The following is a 21429-nucleotide window of genomic DNA, read 5'->3' as shown; positions in this document are numbered from 1 at the left end:
TTTTATTTCCCTGCCAAATAGGCATTCAAAAGTTTTTTTGCAAAAATGATCTCTGCTTCGCTGTAGAGAAATCCTGCCTCTTCAGCGACCTGCTTCAGTTCTTTTTTCGTAACTTTTTTTTGCATACGGTGTACATCTTTCTGCTGCATAAAGTCATCAAGTATAAAGGGTTGGACCTTGATCTCACTTGATGCGACTATCTCGATTCTTTTCAAGCTGTCACTTCTAGAAAATGCTTGAAGAAAACATCATTCTGCTTCGCTGTCCCTATCGTAATGCGTATCGCATTCATTTGATAAGAGGCAAGGTTCCGGATGATCACACCGCGCTTCAGCAATGCATCCGAAATTTTGGTAGAGTCCATGCTCTCGTCGAACAGATAGGTGATAAAGTTCGTATAGCTCTCAATGTATTTAAAGCCCTGTGCATCGGCAAACGCTTCATACCGCTTTATCTGTTCCTGATGCAAAGCTATGGACTCTTCCACAAAGGCATTATCCTTGCATGCCTCTATGGCGACTGCCAAAGAGAGCGTGGAGATATTGAACGGCGGTCTCATTTTATGAAGTTCTTTTATAAGTTCAGCCTGTGCGATACCATAGCCTACACGCATACCGCCCAAACCATGCGCTTTTGAAAATGTACCCAGATAGATGACATTCTCATGATCCAGCAGATCATTGGGTGTAATTGCATATTGTGGATCTTTAGCTGCAGCATACTCCATATAGGCACCGTCTACAACGACCAGTGTATCTGAATCCACTGCATCAATGATCTTCAAGACCTCTTCTCTGGTTGTCGCATCCCCGGTAGGATTGTTCGGTGTACAGAGGAAAATGATCTTTGGTCTGTGCATACGGTATGCTTCCATAAACTCATCATATTGGTGCGTATAGCTCGCAGTACGGATGATCTTTGCACCCATCTGCTTGGCATAGATCTCATACATGGCAAAGGTCACCGCAGACATCAAGACAGATGATTGGTCATCCAAAAGTGCACGCGTGATAAACTCTATCACCTGGTCGGAACCCGCACCTATAATGATATTGTCGTCTTTTACATTAAACTTACTGCTCAGTGCAGCCTTAAGTTCATACATACTGTCATCAGGGTACAGATGCGCGATATCAGCATTGGATCTGATCACTTTGGATATGGCAGGGTTCGTACCTATTGGATTTTCGTTGGACGCCAACTTGACCACATCTTTGGGCGCGATACCAAATTCACGTACGACAAGCTCTATAGGTTTCCCCGCTTCATAGGTTTGAATGTTCTCTAATACTTTGTTAAACTTCATAATTATCTTTCTTCCTCTCAGCTTACTTCTTACTTTTAAATATCGTCTATCTCTTTCACATAGGAACCCAGTATTTTGATCTCATCTTTATGTTTTTCCAAAATAGGTTTGATATGTGCATCCTCTTTGTGCCCGTTGAACTCTATGAAAAAGAGTGATTGGCCCTCTACGATATGTGACTTGATTTTTGTCAAATTCACTTTGGCTGCTTCAAAATCGTTCAAAAAGTCTACCAGGGAACCCGGTGTATTTGCAAGTCTTACAAGCAGAGAGGTCTTGTCATTCCCCGAGGGTGCATTTTCAAAGTCAGAGACAATGAAGAAGCGTGTCCTGTTGTTGCTGTCGTCTTCCACATTGTTGAAGCGTATAGGCAGGTTGTTCAACTTGGCTGCCACTGCCGGACAGAGGGCCGCTGCCGTTTCGTCTTTCAGCGCGAGCTTGGCAGCTTTGACGGTAGATTCCACCGGAATATGTTCCACTTCATCCAGTCTTAGGTCCTGTAAAAATTTGCGGCACTGCCCAAAAGCGATATCCTTGGAATAGATCTTGGTGATCTTGGTGATATCCTCATTGAGTGTGGCAAATGCCAGATGCACATCTATGCACACCTCGGCGATGATCTTAAGGTCATATTCATCCAGACAATTGATCGTATCGCTCACGATACCGTTGCTCGAGTTCTCTATAGGGATCACGCCGAATTTGGCCGTGCCTCTTTTGACCTCACGGAAAATACCCTGTATAGAGCTCATAGGCAGGTAAGCGCTCATGGCACCGAACTTGCTCTCGGCTGCCTGATGCGTAAAGCTTGCTTCGGGCCCCAGGTAGGCGACGCCTTCAGGGAGTTCGAGGTTTCTGGCCACCGCGAACATTTCCAGGAAAAGTGCGTCTATCGCCTCGTCCGTAAGCCTTCCTCTGTTCTGACTTTTGAGACGGTTGAGAATGGCCTGCTCTCTTTCCGGACGATAGATGGGCGCACCTGTGGTATTTTTGAGTTCGCCGACCTGATGCACCAGCTCCATACGCTCATTATAGAGTTCAAGCAGTGTATCATCGATCGTATCTATTTTTGCCCTTAACTCATCCAAAGTCATATCTTATCCTACCTTTTTTAACTTACTGTTCCAAATACTCAAGTTCCAAACGCACCTGGTCCTCATAGGTCTCACGTTGACGTATCAGCCTGTCTTTCCCGCCCTGCAATGCCACTTCCGCACACTTTGCACGCGTATTATAGTTGCTTGCCATCGTAAAACCGTAGGCGCCTGCAGAGTGTATCACTATCAGGTCATTATGCGCTAGCGGAGGCAAAGGTACATTCTTACCGAAGAAGTCACCGCTTTCACACACGGGACCGACCACATCGGCCGGTGTTTTTTCGCCTTCGACCATGACCGCCTCAATCTTATGATGGGCATTGTAGAGGCTTGGGCGTATCAGGTCGTTCATCGCACCGTCTACGATGACAAAACGTTTTCCGCCATTCACCTTTTCATACAGCACCTTCGTGAAAAATGCACCTGCATTGGCAACCATATATCGGCCCGGTTCACACAAGAGTGTCACATCCAACCCCTTGGTCGCTTCAAAGATCGCCTGCGTGTAGGTCTCGGCAGGGATGGTCACTTCGTCATCATAGACGACACCTATACCGCCGCCCACATCAAAGAACTTGATATCAATGTTGATGGCTTTGAGCGAACGGACCAGGTCTGCTACGATCCCGCATGCCTCGCGTATAGGCTCGATGTTGGTCAGCTGTGAACCGATGTGGAAATGGATGCCTACAGGATTCAAGAACTCCGATCTCTTGGCATAAATATACATACGTTTTGCCATATCTATCTCTACACCGAACTTGTTTTCATGCAGCCCCGTGGAAATGTAAGGATGAGTCTGCGGATCGATGTTGGGATTGACACGGATAGAGATGCGTGCTTCTTTCCCGAGTTCTTTGGCCACCATCTCCACACGTTTCATCTCCGCTTCACTCTCCAGGTTGAGAAGGAGGATATCCTGCTCCAGGGCTTCACGTATCTCATCATCACGTTTTCCTACACCGGAGAAGATGATCTTATATTTATCTACACCTGCCGTCAGTGCACGTTTGACCTCACCGATACTCACACAGTCAGCCCCCGCTCCAAGCTTTGCCAAATGGGATATCACTGAAAGGTTCGAATTTGCCTTGACCGCATAATTGATAAGTGATTTTCTACCTGAAAAAGCATCCTTGAGCGTGGTATACCTATTCTCAATATAATCGAAATCATATATATACAAGGGCGTACCATACTTATCTGCCAATGCTTTATAATCAATATTCATTTTCACTATCCTATACTGCTCTGTCATGCGAGTCTATTTTAAGGTGATTTTATCCAAAAGTTGATTAAAAGGTAGATGTAAAGCCTATGGCCGGCATCAGACAAGGCTTCTTTCATCGGTAAAATAGACATAGAGAGCAACACCGATCAGAAGCACTACTGGCAATATCACTGTCAATTCAGGCATCAAAACCCCATTCAGGCCCACCTGACTCAGGCCATACAGCGCACCCCAGATCATGAATGTTGCCCCCAAGGCCAATGCGACGACAGCACCGATATTCATCATTCGTGCATGAAAAGGGAGTTTAAAGAACAGGATCAACAATAAAGCCATGGAAGAAAGCGGCATCACGACCTTATCATAGAGGATGGCCCTTATTTTGTCCGAATTGAGATTTTGTTTCTGTAACAACTTCCAGGTATGGTACGCATCGAGAATATTTAAAGATTTCCCCGCATAAAGCGATTCTATGATCTTGGGTTTATACCCCTCCAGTGTTTCTATGCGCTCCTTATGCTCTATCGTGTAGCGCTTCAATACTTCATTTTCATAGATATGTGTTTTGAGTGTCGCAGCATGTGCCGTCCACTTTTCCCCGTCAAAGGTCGCCAGAGGTGCATTGATGGTATAAAGGACCTGGAATCCCTTGACTTTGAAAATAGTGATATCTGTGATCTTTTTCTCTACAGGATGCAGTTTGGTAATATAGACAAAGGTATCATTATATTTAAAAAAAAGATCATCAACCGCATTGGGGCCCATTTCATTGTCTACAATAAAGGATGCTTTGTCTTTTGCATAGGAGAACTCTGTACTGTTCAATCCCAAAAAAATAAGATAGGTGACGGACGCTACCACCAATAGCGGCGTAAAAAGTCTTTTTTTATCATACCCGAACGCATGAAAGGCCCCCATCGTGTTGTTTTTGATCAGTGTGATCTTTGTCATGATCAATGCAAATACGATCGCCAGCGGGTACAGCAGTCCCAGGGCAACTTCCCACATGTAAAAGATATAGAGTATTTTGTAATTTGAAGCTACATCGAACTGCTGCACATGCTGGAAATAATCGATCGCAGCAAAAGCAAAAGAGAGGCCGAACAGGATGGCGAGCAAATTTTTAAGATACCGCTTCGCCAAATATACAAAGTAGAGTGAAGGTTTAAACAGACTCATTCCAAACCTTCTATGGATCTGAGACTGTATCTTGATTTCACCTCATTCAGCTCCTCTTTTGCCAGCGACACACAGGCTTGTGCAACATGCGTGACCAACCTGTCCAATACGGACATTTCATCCTCGGAAAAATCATGCAGTACATACTCTGCCACTTCTGTTTTATGTGCCGGTTTGCCCACCCCGACCCTTACACGAAGATACTCCTTCGTAATGTGTGCATCCAAAGACCTGAGCCCGTTGTGACCGCCGTGGCCGCCACCTCTTTTAAAACGCACCGCGCCAAAAGGCAGGTCGATATCGTCATGTATCACAATGATGTTTTCCAGTTCTACTTTGAAAAAATGTTTCACTGGCTGTACCGATCTTCCCGAAAGGTTCATAAATGTGGTAGGTTTTAAAAAAAGTGTATCGGCAGCACGATAGAGCTTGCCTTGAAAAGAAGTTTTGGAAATGTCGCGGGCCGAAAAGTCATCGACCAGTTTGTCGATGACCTTGAAGCCGATATTGTGCCGTGTATTTTCGTATTGTGATCCCGGATTACCTAGACCTACGAAAAGTATCACGACCGTGCTTTCATAATGAGGATTATTTAGCTTTGATCACACCACAGATAGCCACATCCGGTCTATCCATCATTTTGCAGTTTGCAGGTACTTCAATGTCTCTTACAAGAATAGAGTCATCTCTGTTCAGTGGTGTCACGTCAAGATCAAATTTAGCAGGCATGTTTTCAACAGCGCCTCTTACTTTCAATCTTTTTTTAGACATGATAAGTACACCTTTGTTCTTAAGACCGACCGGTGTACCATGTGTTACCACCGGTACAAGGAAATCTGTTACCTGCCCAGGAACTGCGATTCTCAGATCTACGTGGGTCGCATCACCGTTTACCGGGTGAAATTGATACTCTTGGATAAATACATTCAGCTCTTTATCGCCAACTTTTACGGGGAATGTCAGTGTCTCTTTATTTCTTACTGTTCTGATGAATTCTCCGCGTTTAAATGCAGCGTTGATATTTTCAACACCATTTGCATAAATGTTTGCGATTAGATAACCATCTCTTTTAAGCTGCTTTGCATTACGCTTGCCGATACTCTCTCTAACGATACCTTCTAACATATCTGTCCTTTATGACTATTGTATAATTTTTTTACTCAATCAATTGCTTCATTTAGTAAAATAGACGCGAATTATACCCAGTTTGTATTAAATTAATCTTCATCCTCTTTGAAACCAAAGACATCATCCTCTTTGGGTTTCGCATGTTCATCCACGATGGCCCCTTTTCCCACACCCTGCATTTTAAGCTTCAGGTCTGCAGGATTGGTTGCATACTCCAGTGCGGTCTCGTCTGTGATCTCGCCCTTTCTCAGGAGATCCAACAGTGCCTGGTCAAAGGTTTGCGTACCGTAGATCTCTTTCCCGTCAAAAAGGGCATCCGGGATCTCGGCATCACGGTTTTCCACTATCAGCTGTTCTATTCTTGCTGTTTTTTTAAGCACTTCGATACCTGCGACCCTGCCTCCGCGTTTTGTGGGGATCAGCCTTTGGGAAATGACACCCTCAAGTACCGAAGCCAGGGACATACGGATACGGTTCTGCTCTTCATTCCCAAACATACCGACGATCCTGTCTATCGTCTCTTTCGCATCCAGTGTATGCAGTGTTGAAAATACCAGGTGCCCGGTATTGGCAGCATGAAGGGCGATATCGATCGTCTCCAGGTCCCTCATCTCCCCTACAAGGATAATATCCGGGTCTTCTCTCAGTGCCGCTCTCAGTGCATCTGAAAAAGAGTGTGCATCGGGACCGATACCCCTCTGGTTGATCAGACACCCTCTGTCCTTATGGACGAACTCAATAGGGTCTTCTACGGTGATGATATGTTTCTTCTGTTCTCTGTTGATCTTGTCAAGTATCGCTGCCAGCGTCGTAGATTTACCGGACCCTGTCACACCGGTCACAAGCACAAGCCCTCTTTGTATCTCTGTAAATGTTTTGATGACCGGCGGCAGATTCAATTCATCCAATGTCAATATCTTCACCGGAATAATACGGAAAACCGCGCTCAGGCCATCCATTTGATAAAAAAAGTTTACACGAAACCTGCTGTCTTCTCCTAACACATAAGAAAAGTCCAGGTTCCTGTCCATTTGTAACTTTTCATACTGATCGGCCGTCGTGATCTCCTGGGCCAGCTTATCCATCATTTCTGCACTCAGAGGATCTTTCCCCAAAACCTTCAGGACACCATGTATACGTACCCTGACCTGAGAGCCCGATTTAAGGTGGAGGTCACTTCCACTGTTGCTGATCATTGTTTTAAGATATAACTTAAGTTTTTCTTCCACGATTATCCCTTTGGGGTAGTATTTATTTTAAAGCGTCAAGCATCTCTTGAAATGCTTTTTCAAATGCCTCAAGCCCTTCTTTCAGAAGTTGTTTATACACTTTCTTCATATCAAACCCATTATCGGCCAATTTCGTAAAATAGCCGTTGATCTCACTCTCTTCCAAAGGAAACTTGGGTGCCGGTGCCTTTTTTGCGATAAAGGCCTCTATGGTTTCAAGCGGTGCAGTATTGACCGAGTGCGGCGCAAGGAGTTCTCTCATGTAGTAGTCTGGCGGCAGCGTATCGCCTTTTACGCCGGTACTTGCGAAAAGGGTGCGTACACTAGGTGTATGGTTCGCTTCGATAAGGTTGTAGATCTTTGCAGCATTGTAGATACCTGTTTTGGCAACAGAGATGCCTTCTTGTTCGAGATCGGCATCAAGCAGCCTGTCAAAACGGCTGACAAAGACAGAGATCACAGCTTCTGCTCTCAGTCCGCCATCCTTTTCAAAACTATCCAAACCTTTTTTCATCGCTTTAAGCGCTTTTCTGGTTTGCTCAGGAGAAAAGATCAATGTGGCATTGACAGAGATACCCGTGCTCAACAGTTCGGTCATCGCATCATACCCTGCTTCTGTAGCAGGTACTTTTATCATGACATTGGGCTCGCCGATCGCAGCAAAGAGTCTCTGCCCTTCTGCAATAGTGCCTTCGGTGTCATTGGAGAGAAAAGGGTCGACCTCTATGGAGATATACCCGTCATTCCCTTCATCGTAGGCAGGTCTTAATGCCTGTGCAGCTGTTCGTATATCTTCTATCGCAAGGGCTTCATACTTCTCTTTTGGGCTTTTGCCGGCCAGAGAAGAGAGCTGTTCTTGATAAGCAGGGGAGGTCGTTATCGCTGAAGCAAAGATAGACGGGTTGCTCGTAGCTCCATTGATCACACCTTCTTCAATCAATTTCGTAAACTTATTTTTAAGAAAATCCCTCTCTACGAAGTCCAACCACAAAGAGAACCCTATATCCCTATTCACCATCATTATACTCCCACTTAAAGTGCTGCCATGAACCAAAATCCATAGGCTTATCCACCGTCTCTTCTAGCAGCTCAAGAAAAATATCTCTCTCAACCACCTCAGCGCCCAAACCCACCATATGATCTGTTTTCATCTGACAGTCTATAAAATCATAACCTTTACTGCCTAAAACATCACTGAGTGCTTTAAAGGCCACCTTGGATGCATCGGGTACCAAAGAGAACATGGACTCTCCAAAAAAGGCTTTCCCCATCGCTACCCCGTACAGTCCTCCTACGAGTCTGCCTTCTTTATACACCTCCACACTGTGCGCAAATCCTTCCTCATGCAGACGTATATAGGCTTCTTTCATTTCAGGGACTATCCAGGTACTCTCCTGCCCTTTTCTGGGGACACTGGCACAATAGGTGATCACTTCAGAAAAACGTGTATCAAAGGTGACCGTAAATTTTCCGGAACGCAACACCCGTCTAAAGGACTTCCGTACTTTAAATTTTTCAGGAAAAAGAAGCAATCTGGGGTTGGGGGACCACCAGAGTATGGGTTCGCCCTCGCTATACCAGGGGAATATCCCCTGTCTGTATGCTGCCAGCAGCCTGGCAGGGGTGAGGTCGCCGCCGTAGGCGAGCAGGCCTTCATCCGGGGCAAAACGAGGGTTCGGGAACGCTAGGAAATGTCTGTTCAACTGCGGTACATAGTAATTGTCTTCGTCAAACATTGAAGCCATTGCTAATGCTTGTTTCCCTCAAAGACAAACTGCAGTTTTTCCCCTTTATAACCCACTTTGACCAAACCGCCTTTTTTGAGTTTTCCGAACAATATCTCATCTGTCAATGCTTCTTTCACTTTGGCATCTATCACGCGTCCGATATGTCTCGCACCATAGCGTTCGTCATACCCTTCTTTTGCCAGGTACTCCTTGGCTTTTTTATCGAGTTTCACTGTCACGTCTTTCGGTTTGAGGAGCACATTGAGCTTATCGATCTCTGTATCCACGATACCTATCAGTACATCCAGCGAGAGCGTATTGAACATGATCGTTGCACTCAAACGGTTCCTGAACTCAGGAGAGAAGAAAGCTGCCAACGCTTTGTCGGTCTTCATGGAAGTGTCTTTGTGGAAGCCCATGACATTGGCCTCTTTGGTACCGATGTTGGAGGTCATGATCAGTATGACGTTCTTAAAGTCAGAGACCACACCGTTATTGTCCGTCAGTTTCGCCCCGTCCATCACCTGAAGCAGGATATTCATGATATCCGGATGTGCTTTTTCTATCTCATCCAAAAGCAGTACCGTATGCGGATGCTTTTTGATCATTTCGGTCAGCAGTCCCCCCTGCTCATACCCTACATACCCCGGAGGTGCACCTACCAGACGGCTGACCGCATGAGGCTCCATATACTCGGACATGTCCAGTCTTTCAAAGTGCACGTTCATGGTTTTGGCCAGCTGTGTTGCAAGCGCTGTTTTACCCACGCCCGTCGGTCCTACGAACAGGAAGCTTCCTATCGGCTTGTCCCCTGCGTTCAGTCCTGCATACGAACGTTTGATCGCTGTGGACAATGCCTTGATCGCCTCGTCCTGCCCGATGATATGTGCCGCCAGGTCCTTCTCCAGGGTTTTCAGTTTTTTCGTATCATCCGTACTGATCACCGTAGAAGGGAGCTTCATGATCTTGGCCACGCTCTCTTCAATATCTTTAGGCTTGACGGTCACACCCTCTTGCCCCTTAAGCATAAAGTGCGCACCTACCTCATCAATGATATCCATCGCCTTATCCGGCAAGAACCTGTCATGCAGGTACTTCACCGAAAGATCGATCGCCGACTGCAGCGCCTCGTCCGTGAATGTGATCTTATGGTACGCTTCGTACTTATGCTGTACCCCTTTGAGGATCGTAAAGGTATCTTCCACACTCGGTTCTTCCACATCCACCTTCGCAAACCTTCGGCTGAGCGCTTTGTCTTTGTCAAAAAAGTTTCTGAACTCCGCATAGGTGGTCGCACCGATACACTTCAAATCACCGCGGGCAAGTGCGGGTTTAAGCAGGTTGGAGGCATCCATGCTTCCGCCGCTGGTCGCTCCCGCGCCCACCATCGTATGGATTTCATCGATGAATAAAATAGCATCCTTTTGTGCGGTAAGCTCCTGGATGATCCCTTTGAGGCGCTTCTCGAAATCTCCCCTGTATTTTGTTCCGGCTACCAAGGCTCCCATATCCAGGGCATAGACCTTTGATTTTTTAAGGATATCAGGCACATCTCCTTCAGAGATCTTCAGTGCCAAGCCTTCAGCAATGGCCGTTTTACCCACCCCGGGCTCACCTACAAGCAGAGGGTTGTTCTTTTTACGACGACACAGTGTTTGCATCACGCGCTCTATCTCATCCAGCCTTCCTACGACGGGGTCTATCTTTCCTGTCTTTGCAAGGCCTACCAGTTCCATCGTGAACTTGTCCAGCAGCGTCTCTTCTTTTTTCTCGTCACTTTTCGTGCTAGTTTTATCATAGCGGTGCGAGATCACTTCAAGCACATCCACACGCGCGATCCCCTCTTTTTTCATCAGGTAGACCGCATAAGAGTGTTCCTGCATGAAGATAGCCGCTATCATATCCCCTATGCTGGCTTCGGTCCTGCCTGAAGAGTGTATCTGTGTCATCATGTCATTGATCGCACGGGAAAGGGCAACCGTTTCAAACGGTTCGACCGCTTCCTGCAGTGCGGGGATGGTCTTTGTGATATGCTCGATGATACCTGCTTCAAGTGCAGTGAGGTCTGCGTTCAATATGGAAAATATATCCTTCCCTGCACCACTTCTTACGATCGCCAAAAATACATGTTCTACTGTCAAGTACTCATGTCTGTTCTCTTTGGCATAGCTTACCGCTTGTTTAAATACATCATTAAGTGCCATACTAATCATTTATAATCCTTTTGGTTCTCTTTCTTCTTGTCATTTCGAAACTTTATCTATCCTCTTCGATAGTAGCAAGCAATGGAAACTCATTTTGTTTTGCTTTCTGTTTGACCTGATGCGCTTTGGTTTGTGCTATTTCAAAATAGTATACACCACATACGGCTTTGCCTGTTTCATGGATGTGCAGCATGATCCTTTCCGCCTCCACATAACTCTTGTGAAAAATAGTGGTGAGCACTTCCACCACAAAATCCATACTGGTGTAGTCATCATTATGCAACAGCACTTTAAACATCTGCGGTTCTTCTAGCTGTAACTCAAATTCCAATTCGTGTTCTATCTTTGGCATATTATGTTAAAATCCTAGTTGTGAAATATATGACTATTATACATAAAAAAATGGAGAATTGCCAATGCAGTCACTTTTCATCACCGCAACAGGGACCAATGTTGGCAAAACACATACCACGCTGCGACTGATCGAACTCCTTTCCGATAGAGGTTTGGCTGTCGGTGCCTACAAGCCCATCGAGACAGGTGTCGGCACTATAGCGCATGATGCCAGTTTACTGCTAAAAGCTTGCCAAAAGGTTAATGAAAACTTCAAACATTTCACTCCGGAGGACATCACCGCCTACACTTTTCCTCTTCCCGCTGCCCCTTTTTGCGCAGATACGAACCATGAGATAAGCCTGGACAGGATCCTAGACCGGTACCATGCTCTCTCAAAGCTCTGTGACATACTTTTGGTAGAAGGTGCGGGGGGACTGATGGTTCCGATCACCAAGGATCTGATGATGATAGACCTGATCGAGAAGTTGGGATCCGATGTACTCCTGGTCACTCCGAGCCGCCTGGGATGCATCAATGACACGCTGCTTTCGCATGAAGCCCTGAATTCCCGCCATATCACATTTGACTGGTGTGTCAATATATTTGAAGATGAAGAGAGTTTCCCCGAAGTGACACAGCCATTTTATGATGAACGATTTCCTAATTGGTGGAGTGTGGACAAAGGCTTACAAAAGTTTATTAGCACCTATTAGCTATAATCACATCATAAGTCTCAAACCTCATATATAAATGACGAAGGATACGATGCCATGCAACATCTCATAGATACCCTTGACCTTTCTGATGCCCAAATAGCACAGCTGCTTGATGATGCCAGGGCTTTTAAACAGCAGCATCCTTCCCATCTCCTAAGAGACAAACTTCTTATTACCCTTTTTTTTGAAGCATCGACCCGGACCCGCTCCTCTTTTGAAGTGGCGGCCAAGAGGCTCGGAGCTGCGGTGGTCCATCTTGACCCGAGCAAAAGTTCTACGAACAAAGGGGAGTCCCTGGAGGACACCTTTGCAAACCTTTGTGCCATGGATCCAGATGGTGTGATCATACGCCACTCTGAAAATGAAGCTCCCGGACTATTGGCGGATATGCAGATGACCTCTGTCATCAATGCAGGGGCAGGAAACTATGCGCACCCTACCCAGGCGCTGCTTGACCTCTTTACCTTGATGGAACATTTTGACGGGGAGGTCCGGGGTAAAACCCTGGCCATTGTAGGCGACATCATAAGTTCACGTGTGGCAAGTTCGGCGATACGTTTGCTGACACGCATGGGTATGAATGTGATCCTGGTCGCGCCAAAACCGTTCATGCCCCAAAGCGACCTGCCGAAATATGAGAGACTCGAAGATGTCCTGAACAAAGTGGATGTCATCATGTCCCTCAGGGCACAGCTCGAACGCCACGCTTCCCCTATTTTCGATGACTATGAAGAGTATGCTGAGCACTACTGCATCAATGCCGAGCGTTTGGGCAGCAGAGATATACTCATCCTGCACCCGGGTCCAGTCATGCGAAACATTGACATCTCCGATGAGATACTTGAAGACCCAAGGTGCAAGGTGCTGACCCAGGTCAGGAACGGGGTGTATATGCGTATGGCTATCCTGAAACTGTTGCTTCTAGACTCTTAATGGATATTCTAGATCTCTGTAGGGGTCGAGCCCCGTCTCGATCCGAGGGTGGCCACAGGGGTCCACCCCTACAAAAACACAATCGATTAAAAAGCTGGTACTTTTAAATGTGGCTTAATAAAGAAAATGGTTTTGAAGAGATGAACAGACTCTCAAAAGCACGTACCCCTTTTCTTTTCATCACTTCTTTTGAACAGGACAGGATCTTTGCCAAACCGCTTGACTCACTGGACGAGGATATTTTCTATAAACTCGAAGCGTGGCGGAACTACCCTGTCCAAAAACGTACCAGGGCATGTAGCTTCTCCAGATCCCCCGTAGACTTCGGCACCTATAAAAAAGCGTTCGATCAGGTACTCGAAGAGATACGTTCGGGCAATACCTACCTGCTCAACCTCACGTTCAGAACACCGGTAGAGAGCTCTTTCACGCTCAAAGAGATCTTTACCTATGCCAGGGCAAAGTTCAAACTCTATTTTAAAGACCAGTTCGTCTGCTTCTCTCCGGAACGCTTTGTGGAAATAACAGAGAACACGATAGCGACATACCCTATGAAAGGGACCATAGATGCCAGCCTGCCCCATGCCAAAGAGAAGATATTGTCCGATGAGAAAGAGATGGCCGAGCATGTGATGATCGTGGACCTGATGCGAAACGACCTCGGGATCATCGGGTCAGACGTCACAGTAGAGAAGTTCCGTTATGTAGAGAAGATACAGGCAGGTGAAAAAGAGCTACTGCAGGTCAGTTCGAAGATCACAGCGACCCTGCCCCCAGACTGGAAAGATCACGTAGGTACACTGCTCCGTCAGATACTCCCTGCAGGCTCCATCTCCGGAACCCCTAAGAAAAGTACGCTGAACATCATCAGGCAGGTAGAAAAGGGGGAGAGAGGATTCTATACAGGGGTATTCGGTGTTTTCGACGGCAGGTCCCTGCGTTCGGGGGTCATGATCCGTTTCATCGAAAAAGAGAATGGCACGTTGTTTTACAAAAGCGGCGGGGGCATTACCATCGACTCTGATGTCAACAGTGAATATGAAGAGTTGCTGGATAAGATCTATTTGCCTTTTTAGCCATATTTTTGTAAACTAGTCTATCAAAACGTACAAAGGTTCAATATGTCCAGACTAGTATCGAATATCGCCTTTTCTTTTTTGCTACTCTTTCACTCTGCTGCGATGGCAGAAGAAGAAACCTCTCCGACAGAACCCTATGCAGAAGAGCAGGAAGCACCTGAAATCACAGAAGATGCCCAACCCGAATCCGGATCTGATGCAGGCCGGGAGAAGATTGAAGCCTCAGAACCCGAAGACGCCCTTTCTGAAGCAGAAAAGGAAGCTTTGGAAGCAGAAGCGGCAGAACTGCGCGAATCAGGCATCTATGACGAGCCTATAGAAGAGTAGCATCTAACGGCAGCCTCTGGCCGGCCGATGGTGCCATCGATAGGCATCATCGTTCTTCACAGTAGAGAAGAAAAGCTCTCCCGAATCTCTCCATGGATCTATAAGGACCCCCTCCTCTACTTTTCCCCCCTTTGCGACCACGACCAAGGCATTGTGTTCATAAAAATATTCCCCTATGTTCGCCCCGGCCAAATGAAATTCAAACGAGGCATAGCGTTTCTCAGAGAGATAGATATAGAGGGCATCACTCCAATGGAAGCAGAGTCCTTTGTCACGCAAGCCCACATTCACCAGGAAATTATGAAATACCGGCGGAGAGGTCAGTGCGAACTCTTTGGTCAGCAGCTGCGTGCGATGAAAAATATCTTTTGAGAGCTGCTCAGCCTCACTTGGAGGGATATTGCTATCGAGCGACTGCAAGAGAATCGTGAGCCGTGTCACCTTGTCTTGCGGTACCGAAGGCGGAGTAACCGCACACCCTGCAAGAAAAAAGGAGAGCAGGAAACACTTAAAATAATAGCTGCGCATAGCGGTCAGGCAGGTAGCTGGCAATGGCAAGGATGACAAGCACCATCGCCGTGCTGTAGATCCAGATCCATCTTGGATCTTTGGAAAGTGCAAATCCGCCTATAAAGCCCACGATCAGCCCCCCTATATGGGCACTGACATCAATGCTGGGGATAGAAAAGCCTATCACAAGATTGATCACGATGATGACAGTAAAATCTTTCATAAAGCTTTTGGTGTAGGAGGCTATCTTCTCTTTATGTGCCAGGAAGAAACCGGCCAATGCCCCAAACACACCAAAGACAGCCCCAGACGCACCGACCCCCACACTTACAGGGTGCACATAGAGAGAGACCAGTCCGCCTATCAGGCCCGAGAAAAAATAAATGCTCAGGTAGGACTTGGTATCAAAATACATTTCCGCCCCCCGGCCTATCAGGTAAAGGGAAAACATATTCATCAGCAGGTGGGTCATACCCCCATGCAGGAACATGGCACTCAACAGCCTCCACCACTCACCCTTCAGCACTGTCAGCGGGCCGTAGAGGGCACCCATATCCACTAGGGTCTGCAACTCCATATCTATCAGGCTTTGGCTCAAGAGTGCTAAGAAGAGATAGACAACCGTGCTGCAGGCTATCAGGGTATAGGTCAGTGTGTAACGTTTGATATCGGCTTTCATTGATGCCTAGTAGATGGCACTATCAAAGATCACGCCATCTATGCCGCCCCTTGCTATTTTACTGATCTCTTTTTCACTGTGGATAAGCACCAGGACACGGGTATCAAAAAGGTACTCCTGCGCGACAGGCTGGATCATCAAAGCTTCATCCTCTTCACAGATGATATACTTTGCGCCTAATGCATTGGCAAAGAGTGCATCATCCAGGGTATTGACCGCTACTGCAAAAGGGATCCCATTGGCCTGGCAATGCTGTGCATAGGTATGTGAATCCACCAAAGGTTCAAGTAAAATGATATCATCCGGTTTGCTCTTCTCGATACCTTCAATGGAAAATACTTTAAAGAACCGATTGCTTTTTATCCATGGGTGTCCAATAATGATCATCCGTACTCCTTTTTCGATCTGATATGTGCCGTTCATTCAAAGCCATCCTGGCCTACGGAACACACTCTCTGGAACAATAATATTTACCGCCTACGATGATGCTCTCTTTTACCGTGACATAGGTATGGCAGGTATCGCATTCCACCAGTGTGTCATCCTCCAGTTTTTTTTCATGCGGACTCTTGCCGAAGGTTGGAAGTCTGCCTCCAAAAAGTTTATAGATAAGTACTGCTGCAATAGCAAAAATTAGCAATTTTAAAATCATTGTTCGTTCTTTATATATAGGTAGTTTCGCTGGTTTTTTTGTACTATATCATATCTTAGCTGATGTTGTACATCTTCTATCTCATCAAAGACCCGGGACCCTTTGTAAAAAAGATATTCTGTATGCGCGTCACTGATCTTCGAGGTCAATTCCAAAAGCAGTCTTGTATTGGTGACCGCTCTGGAGCTGATAAGGTCGAACGCTTCATCTGCGACCTCTTCCACCCTTTTTGCCTCCACGCTGACATTGGAGAGCCCCAGATCTATCGCTGCGTACTTCAAGAAAGAGACACGCTTTTTCAGCGGTTCAGCCAGTACCACTCTGGTTCCGGGCAGCGCGATCGCAAGTACAAGCCCGGGAAAGCCTGCTCCCGTACCCACGTCCAAGAGCGTTTCGGGTTTTTTGATAAACGTCAAAGGGTACAGAGAGTCTATGATATTGACATAGATCGCATCGACGGTCCTGGCTCCGGTAAGGTTATGGATCTGGTTCCATTCATGCAACAGTGATGCGAAGTTCTCCAGCTTGACGATGGTCTCACGCTCGAGCTGTATACCCTCAGCATCCAGATACTGTGACAGATTCAATGCGCTTTCACCTCTACCAGCCCGCTCTCAAGCAGTTTCTCCACAAAGTCTGAGAGGTCCTTTTCCAAGATCTCCGGCTCCACATCGTACTGCTCCAGCAATGCATCGAAAACATCCTGCAGCGTTCCATGCTCCTGCATCGCCTGCCAAATGGAGGTACCCACTTCATCAAGACCAAAATAGTTTTCACTCTCCATATCGAGAATGACCATTTCATCATCTACCTCTTGTGCGAAAACGGTATCTGCAAAGATGATTTTTTGATTGAGATCCATTGTTGTCCTTCTGTTGGATTTGGGTGCTGCTTAGAGCAGATGCCCCATCTGCTCTTTCTTGACCTGGAGATAGCCTTCATTATGAGGGTTCGGTTTGATCTTGATAGGAAGGCGCTCTATGATCTCTATGTCACCAAGACTCTCTATCTTCTTAGGATTGTTGGTAAGCAGTTTCAGCTTTTTGATACCAAAATGTTTTAAAATGAACTCTACCACTTCATAGGTGCGTTCGTCCGCTTTGAAACCCAACTGGTGGTTCGCTGCTACCGTGTCCAGCCCTGCATCCTGAAGCGCATAGGCATTGACCTTGTTGAGCAGTCCAATATTACGTCCTTCCTGACGGTGATAGATGATCATACCGCCCTCTCTGGCTATCAGTGCCAGGGCATAGTGAAGCTGCTCTCCGCAGTCACATTTCACCGATCCCAGTGCATCGCCGGTCAGACATTCGGAGTGTACCCTCACGATGGGTGCATCCGAGAGATCCTCTGTAAAAATGGCCAAATGTTCTTTGTTGCCCTCTCTGAAAGCTTGTATCTTAAAGGTGCCGTATTTGGTCGGTAGCGTGGCGATCTGTGATATATCAATAGTATTCATGATGAGATTATACTTTAAAAATGAGAAATTAGAAATTAGAAATCGGAAATTAACCATAATTGTCCCATATAATTGTTAAAATAAATAAAATATTTTATGAAGGTATCAACTATGTTCGCACGCTTGAGAAGAAAAAGGATCAACCCCGTCCTCAGAGACCTGCTCCAGGAGACCCATCTTTCTGTCAATGACTTCATCTACCCTCTTTTTGCCAAAAGCGGCACAGACATCAAAGATGAAGTAGCTTCCATGCCCGGGGTCTATCAAATGAGCATCGATGAGATCATCAAAGAGTGCGAGGTGCTCAAAGGGCTTGGTATCTACGCCATCATCCTCTTTGGGATTCCCGATACGAAGGATTCTGTAGGGTCGGATGCCATGTGCGAGCACGGTATCATCGCGCAAACGGTACGTCAGGTCAAAGCGGCCCACCCTGACATGTTCGTTGTGACCGATCTCTGTTTCTGTGAATACACAGACCATGGGCACTGCGGCGTCATCGATCCTGTACTTCATACGGTCGACAATGACATTACGCTGGGCAACCTGGCCAAACAGGCCGTGATCCATGCCAAGGCAGGGGCTGATATGATAGCACCTTCCGGTATGATGGACGGTATGATCACTGCCATCCGTAGCGGTCTGGATGCAGCAGGCTTTGAAAACCTGCCGGTCATGTCCTACTCAACCAAGTTTGCCTCTGCCTACTACGGACCTTTCCGTGACGTAGCCGAGTCAAGTCCCAGTTTTGGGGACAGAAGGTCCTACCAGATGAACCCGGCTAACAGAAATGAAGCCATCCTGGAGAGTCAGGAAGATGAAAAAGAGGGTGCGGACATTCTGATGGTGAAACCTGCCCTGGCCTACCTTGACATCGTAAGAGATGTGAAGAACAGTACGTCACTTCCGCTGGCAGTCTACAATGTCAGCGGTGAATACGCCATGCTGAAGATGGCCGCAAAGGCCGGTGTGATAGATTACGACAAGGTGATGATGGAAACACTCATGGCATTCAAACGTGCCGGTGCGGATATCATCATTACCTATCATGCAAAAGAGGCAGCGATACTGCTCCAAAAGTAACTCCACAGCAATTCCTGCCCCATACGAAAGGTGCAGGCTTCTGCAACTTTCAACCTTTTATGGTAAAATGATTCCTTTTAAATTTTACATTAGTATTAGGTATCTAATGTATCAAGGATAGTCCTATGAGACACTTTTTAACCCTCAAAGATTTTAGCAAAGACGAGATCTTGGAGATGATTGCATTGGCACAGAAGATCAAGAGCCAAACCAAACAGCGCAAGTTCGTCCCCTATATGGAACACCAGACACTGGGAATGATATTTGAAAAGAGCTCCACGCGTACACGTGTGAGTTTTGAGACGGGTATCTATCAGCTTGGCGGTGTAGGTCTTTTCCTCTCTTCCAATGACATACAGCTGGGTCGCGGTGAACCAATGAAAGATACTGCCCGTGTTATCAGCCGCATGGTCGACATGGTGATGATACGCACGTTCGAACAGTCCAAGCTCGAAGAGTTTGCACGCTTCTCAAAAGTACCGGTCATCAATGGGCTGACAGACTCCTACCACCCGGTACAGCTGATGACCGACTACCTTACGATGATAGAGCATGGCAAAGACAAAGACCCTGTGGTCGCCTATGTCGGTGACGGGAACAATATGACACACTCCTGGCTGATGCTTGCAGCGAAACTAGGGTTTGAACTGAGAGTGGCTACGCCTCAAGGCTATGAATGCGATGAGACTATCGTAAAAGAGGCGCTTGATATAGCCAAAGAGAGCGGCGCCAGGATCACGTTCGGCAATGACCCCAGAGAGGCGGTCAAAGGGTGTGATGTGGTCACCACGGACACCTGGGTCTCCATGGGACAGGAAGATGAAAAAGAGGTCCGCATGAAAGCCTTCAAGGGATATATGGTCGATGAATCCATGATGGCTTTGGCCAAAGCCGATGCGATATTCCTGCACTGTCTTCCTGCCTACAGGGGCTATGAAGTGAGCGAAGAGACGTTTGAGAAACATGCTGACGTCATCTTCAGCGAAGCAGAGAACAGACTGCATGCCCAAAAAGGCATCATGGTATGGTTGGATCAGCACCGCTGACCCAACCAAGTGTTTAGCGTTAAGAAAAGAAATAAAACAATAATTATATTTGAGTGTTCATCATTCACTTTCAGTTTCTAGAGTCATCCTCTGAACACTGAACGCTGAACGCTCTTTCCAAAGGAAAGCACTTGAGCAAGATAGATTTCGAAAAATTCAGCAAATATTCCAAGCCGGGACCGAGATACACTTCCTACCCTACCGCCCTGGAATTCAGTGATGCCTTCAGCTATGATGCCTATATACACTACCTGGAAAACTCGAAAGAAAAACTCTCACTCTATGTGCATCTGCCATTCTGCCGGTCAGCCTGCTACTTCTGCGGATGCAATGTTGTCTTTACCTCCAAGGAAGCGAAACTTTCACGTTATATAGAATATCTGAAAAAAGAGGTGGACCTCTTGGCCAAACATATCGATACTTCGCGTGAAGTGATACAGTTTCATTTCGGCGGCGGTACACCAACCTACTATAAGGCCTTTGAACTGGATGAGATCGTCAGCCACATAAAGTCCAGGTTCCCGAACTGGAGCGATGAGGCAGAGGTTTCCTGCGAGATAGACCCCCGATACTTCAATGAAGACCATATGAAGGTCTTTCAGAAGCATGGTTTCAACCGTATCAGCTTCGGTGTGCAGGACCTCGATGAAAAGGTCCAAACAGAGATCCACCGCGTACAACCTTTGGAGCTCACCCAAAAGGCAGTGGACCTTGCCAGAAAATATGGGATAAAGTCCATCAATACAGACTTTATCTATGGATTACCGTACCAAACGCTCGAAACCTTCAAGAAGACCCTGAAACTCTCGACACAGCTCGATCCAGACAGGGTGGCAGTCTTCAATTATGCCCATGTGCCCTGGCTGATGAAAACACAGCGTAAATTTGATGAAACCACCCTCCCCACACCGAATGAAAAGTTAAAGATCTTTCAATACACCATTGACTTTTTTGAAAGTAATGGCTATAAGATGGTAGGTATGGACCACTTTGCAAAACCCGAAGATGAACTTTTTGCCGCCATAGAAAAAGGTGAACTGCACCGAAACTTTCAAGGCTATACCACCAAGGGCGGTTCCAACCTTATAGGTATCGGTCTTACCAGTATCGGTGAAGGTGAACGCTATTATGCGCAGAACACCAAAGATATGAAGGTCTATGAAGCAGCGCTGGATGCAGGCAAGCTCCCCTATGAACGTGGGGTGGACCTCAGCGAGGATGACTATATCCGTAAAGCGGTCATCATGGAGCTTATGGCAAACTTCTCTATAGATATGAAACGTGTGGAACAAGAGCACGATATCATATTTAAAGCGTATTTTGCAGATGCGCTGGAGGCGTTACAGGAGTTTGTGGATGCTGATCTGGTGACGATCACGGAAGACAAGATCACCGTCAGTACTACCGGTACCCTGCTGATCAGGAACATTGCGATGCCATTTGATGCGTATATGAAAAAATATGCGCAAAGCAAAAAAAGTTTTTCAAAAACGGTATAATCACAAAAA

26 protein-coding genes are annotated in these 21429 nt (G+C 46.5%); 7 read left to right on the top strand and 19 right to left on the bottom strand.

Annotated features, from left to right (window positions below; translation table 11 throughout):
* Positions 1-2 precede the first annotated feature (2 nt).
* The 12 genes from VIM88_RS08065 to VIM88_RS08010 form a co-directional block, all read right to left on the bottom strand.
* Positions 3-215 carry a hypothetical protein gene (locus VIM88_RS08065; RefSeq protein WP_331862379.1) on the bottom strand — a complete coding sequence of 71 codons (213 nt, stop codon included), beginning with the start codon at positions 213-215 and terminating at the stop codon, positions 3-5.
* Positions 212-1306 carry a histidinol-phosphate transaminase gene (gene hisC / locus VIM88_RS08060; RefSeq protein ID WP_331862378.1) on the bottom strand — a complete coding sequence of 365 codons (1095 nt, stop codon included), beginning with the start codon at positions 1304-1306 and terminating at the stop codon, positions 212-214. Before hisC ends, VIM88_RS08065 begins: the two co-directional genes overlap by 4 nt.
* 35 nt (positions 1307-1341) lie before the next feature.
* Positions 1342-2400 (bottom strand): chorismate mutase, encoded by a 1059-nt coding sequence (pheA, locus tag VIM88_RS08055; RefSeq protein ID WP_331862377.1) that lies wholly within the window; start codon positions 2398-2400, stop codon positions 1342-1344.
* A gap of 22 nt (positions 2401-2422) precedes the next feature.
* The gene (lysA, locus tag VIM88_RS08050) at positions 2423-3634 is read right to left on the bottom strand and encodes a diaminopimelate decarboxylase (RefSeq protein WP_331862376.1); all 1212 of its coding nucleotides are present in this window, start codon (positions 3632-3634) and stop codon (positions 2423-2425) included.
* Between the two features lie 96 nt (positions 3635-3730).
* Positions 3731-4813, bottom strand: coding sequence for an LptF/LptG family permease (locus VIM88_RS08045; RefSeq protein ID WP_331862375.1), 1083 nt, complete (start codon positions 4811-4813; stop codon positions 3731-3733).
* On the bottom strand, positions 4810-5379 hold the full coding sequence (gene pth / locus VIM88_RS08040; RefSeq protein ID WP_331862374.1) for an aminoacyl-tRNA hydrolase: 570 nt from the start codon (positions 5377-5379) through the stop codon (positions 4810-4812). The genes VIM88_RS08045 and pth overlap by 4 nt, the downstream gene beginning before the upstream one ends.
* A 22-nt stretch (positions 5380-5401) precedes the next feature.
* A complete protein-coding gene (locus VIM88_RS08035; RefSeq protein ID WP_331862373.1) occupies positions 5402-5938 on the bottom strand; it encodes a 50S ribosomal protein L25/general stress protein Ctc in 537 nt (178 codons plus the stop codon).
* A gap of 92 nt (positions 5939-6030) precedes the next feature.
* A complete protein-coding gene (locus tag VIM88_RS08030) occupies positions 6031-7170 on the bottom strand; it encodes a PilT/PilU family type 4a pilus ATPase (RefSeq protein ID WP_331862372.1) in 1140 nt (379 codons plus the stop codon).
* Between the two features lie 22 nt (positions 7171-7192).
* On the bottom strand, positions 7193-8188 hold the full coding sequence (locus tag VIM88_RS08025) for a transaldolase (RefSeq protein ID WP_331862396.1): 996 nt from the start codon (positions 8186-8188) through the stop codon (positions 7193-7195).
* Entirely contained in the window at positions 8178-8915 is a 738-nt protein-coding gene (gene aat / locus VIM88_RS08020) for a leucyl/phenylalanyl-tRNA--protein transferase (protein WP_331862371.1), read from the bottom strand. Before aat ends, VIM88_RS08025 begins: the two co-directional genes overlap by 11 nt.
* A 2-nt stretch (positions 8916-8917) precedes the next feature.
* Positions 8918-11110 carry an ATP-dependent Clp protease ATP-binding subunit ClpA gene (clpA, locus tag VIM88_RS08015; RefSeq protein WP_331862370.1) on the bottom strand — a complete coding sequence of 731 codons (2193 nt, stop codon included), beginning with the start codon at positions 11108-11110 and terminating at the stop codon, positions 8918-8920.
* 43 nt (positions 11111-11153) lie between these two features.
* Positions 11154-11453, bottom strand: coding sequence for an ATP-dependent Clp protease adaptor ClpS (locus VIM88_RS08010; RefSeq protein WP_331862369.1), 300 nt, complete (start codon positions 11451-11453; stop codon positions 11154-11156).
* Between the two features lie 64 nt (positions 11454-11517).
* Between VIM88_RS08010 and bioD the strand changes: the two genes are divergently transcribed.
* The 4 genes from bioD to VIM88_RS07990 all read left to right on the top strand — a co-directional run bounded on the left by bioD (position 11518) and on the right by VIM88_RS07990 (position 14492).
* Positions 11518-12150, top strand: coding sequence for a dethiobiotin synthase (bioD, locus tag VIM88_RS08005; protein ID WP_331862368.1), 633 nt, complete (start codon positions 11518-11520; stop codon positions 12148-12150).
* Positions 12151-12207: 57 nt separating this feature from the next.
* Entirely contained in the window at positions 12208-13086 is an 879-nt protein-coding gene (locus VIM88_RS08000) for an aspartate carbamoyltransferase catalytic subunit (RefSeq protein WP_331862367.1), read from the top strand.
* 107 nt (positions 13087-13193) lie between these two features.
* Positions 13194-14162, top strand: a complete 969-nt coding sequence (locus tag VIM88_RS07995; protein ID WP_331862366.1) for an aminodeoxychorismate synthase component I — start codon at positions 13194-13196, stop codon at positions 14160-14162.
* A gap of 45 nt (positions 14163-14207) precedes the next feature.
* On the top strand, positions 14208-14492 hold the full coding sequence (locus tag VIM88_RS07990) for a hypothetical protein (protein WP_331862365.1): 285 nt from the start codon (positions 14208-14210) through the stop codon (positions 14490-14492).
* 3 nt (positions 14493-14495) lie between these two features.
* Here VIM88_RS07990 and VIM88_RS07985 read toward each other — a convergent pair whose 3' ends face one another.
* From VIM88_RS07985 to ribA, 7 genes are all read right to left on the bottom strand, one after another.
* Complete coding sequence (locus VIM88_RS07985; protein ID WP_331862364.1) at positions 14496-14933, bottom strand: hypothetical protein; 438 nt, start codon at positions 14931-14933, stop codon at positions 14496-14498.
* Between the two features lie 67 nt (positions 14934-15000).
* Positions 15001-15681: a rhomboid family intramembrane serine protease gene (locus VIM88_RS07980; RefSeq protein WP_331862363.1), complete on the bottom strand. Its 681-nt coding sequence runs from the start codon at positions 15679-15681 to the stop codon at positions 15001-15003.
* 6 nt (positions 15682-15687) lie between these two features.
* Positions 15688-16068 (bottom strand): hypothetical protein, encoded by a 381-nt coding sequence (locus VIM88_RS07975; RefSeq protein ID WP_331862362.1) that lies wholly within the window; start codon positions 16066-16068, stop codon positions 15688-15690.
* Between the two features lie 52 nt (positions 16069-16120).
* Positions 16121-16321, bottom strand: coding sequence for a PP0621 family protein (locus tag VIM88_RS07970; RefSeq protein ID WP_331862361.1), 201 nt, complete (start codon positions 16319-16321; stop codon positions 16121-16123).
* Between the two features lie 8 nt (positions 16322-16329).
* A complete protein-coding gene (gene rsmG / locus VIM88_RS07965; protein WP_331862360.1) occupies positions 16330-16920 on the bottom strand; it encodes a 16S rRNA (guanine(527)-N(7))-methyltransferase RsmG in 591 nt (196 codons plus the stop codon).
* Positions 16917-17195 (bottom strand): PqqD family protein, encoded by a 279-nt coding sequence (locus VIM88_RS07960; RefSeq protein ID WP_331862359.1) that lies wholly within the window; start codon positions 17193-17195, stop codon positions 16917-16919. The genes rsmG and VIM88_RS07960 overlap by 4 nt, the downstream gene beginning before the upstream one ends.
* Positions 17196-17225: 30 nt before the next feature.
* A complete protein-coding gene (gene ribA / locus VIM88_RS07955; RefSeq protein ID WP_331862358.1) occupies positions 17226-17792 on the bottom strand; it encodes a GTP cyclohydrolase II in 567 nt (188 codons plus the stop codon).
* A gap of 111 nt (positions 17793-17903) precedes the next feature.
* Between ribA and hemB the strand changes: the two genes are divergently transcribed.
* The 3 genes from hemB (at position 17904) to hemN (ending at position 21420) form a co-directional block, all read left to right on the top strand.
* Positions 17904-18875 (top strand): porphobilinogen synthase, encoded by a 972-nt coding sequence (gene hemB / locus VIM88_RS07950; RefSeq protein ID WP_331862357.1) that lies wholly within the window; start codon positions 17904-17906, stop codon positions 18873-18875.
* Positions 18876-19000: 125 nt separating this feature from the next.
* Entirely contained in the window at positions 19001-19921 is a 921-nt protein-coding gene (gene argF, locus VIM88_RS07945; RefSeq protein ID WP_331862356.1) for an ornithine carbamoyltransferase, read from the top strand.
* Between the two features lie 131 nt (positions 19922-20052).
* Positions 20053-21420 (top strand): oxygen-independent coproporphyrinogen III oxidase, encoded by a 1368-nt coding sequence (gene hemN, locus VIM88_RS07940; RefSeq protein ID WP_331862355.1) that lies wholly within the window; start codon positions 20053-20055, stop codon positions 21418-21420.
* The last annotated feature ends 9 nt before the right edge of the window (positions 21421-21429 follow it).

Source organism: Sulfurovum sp., assembly GCF_036568385.1.
Classification (GTDB): Bacteria; Campylobacterota; Campylobacteria; order Campylobacterales; family Sulfurovaceae; genus Sulfurovum.
Note: the sequence above shows the minus strand (reverse complement) of the source record. Positions and strands in the feature narration are given on the sequence as shown.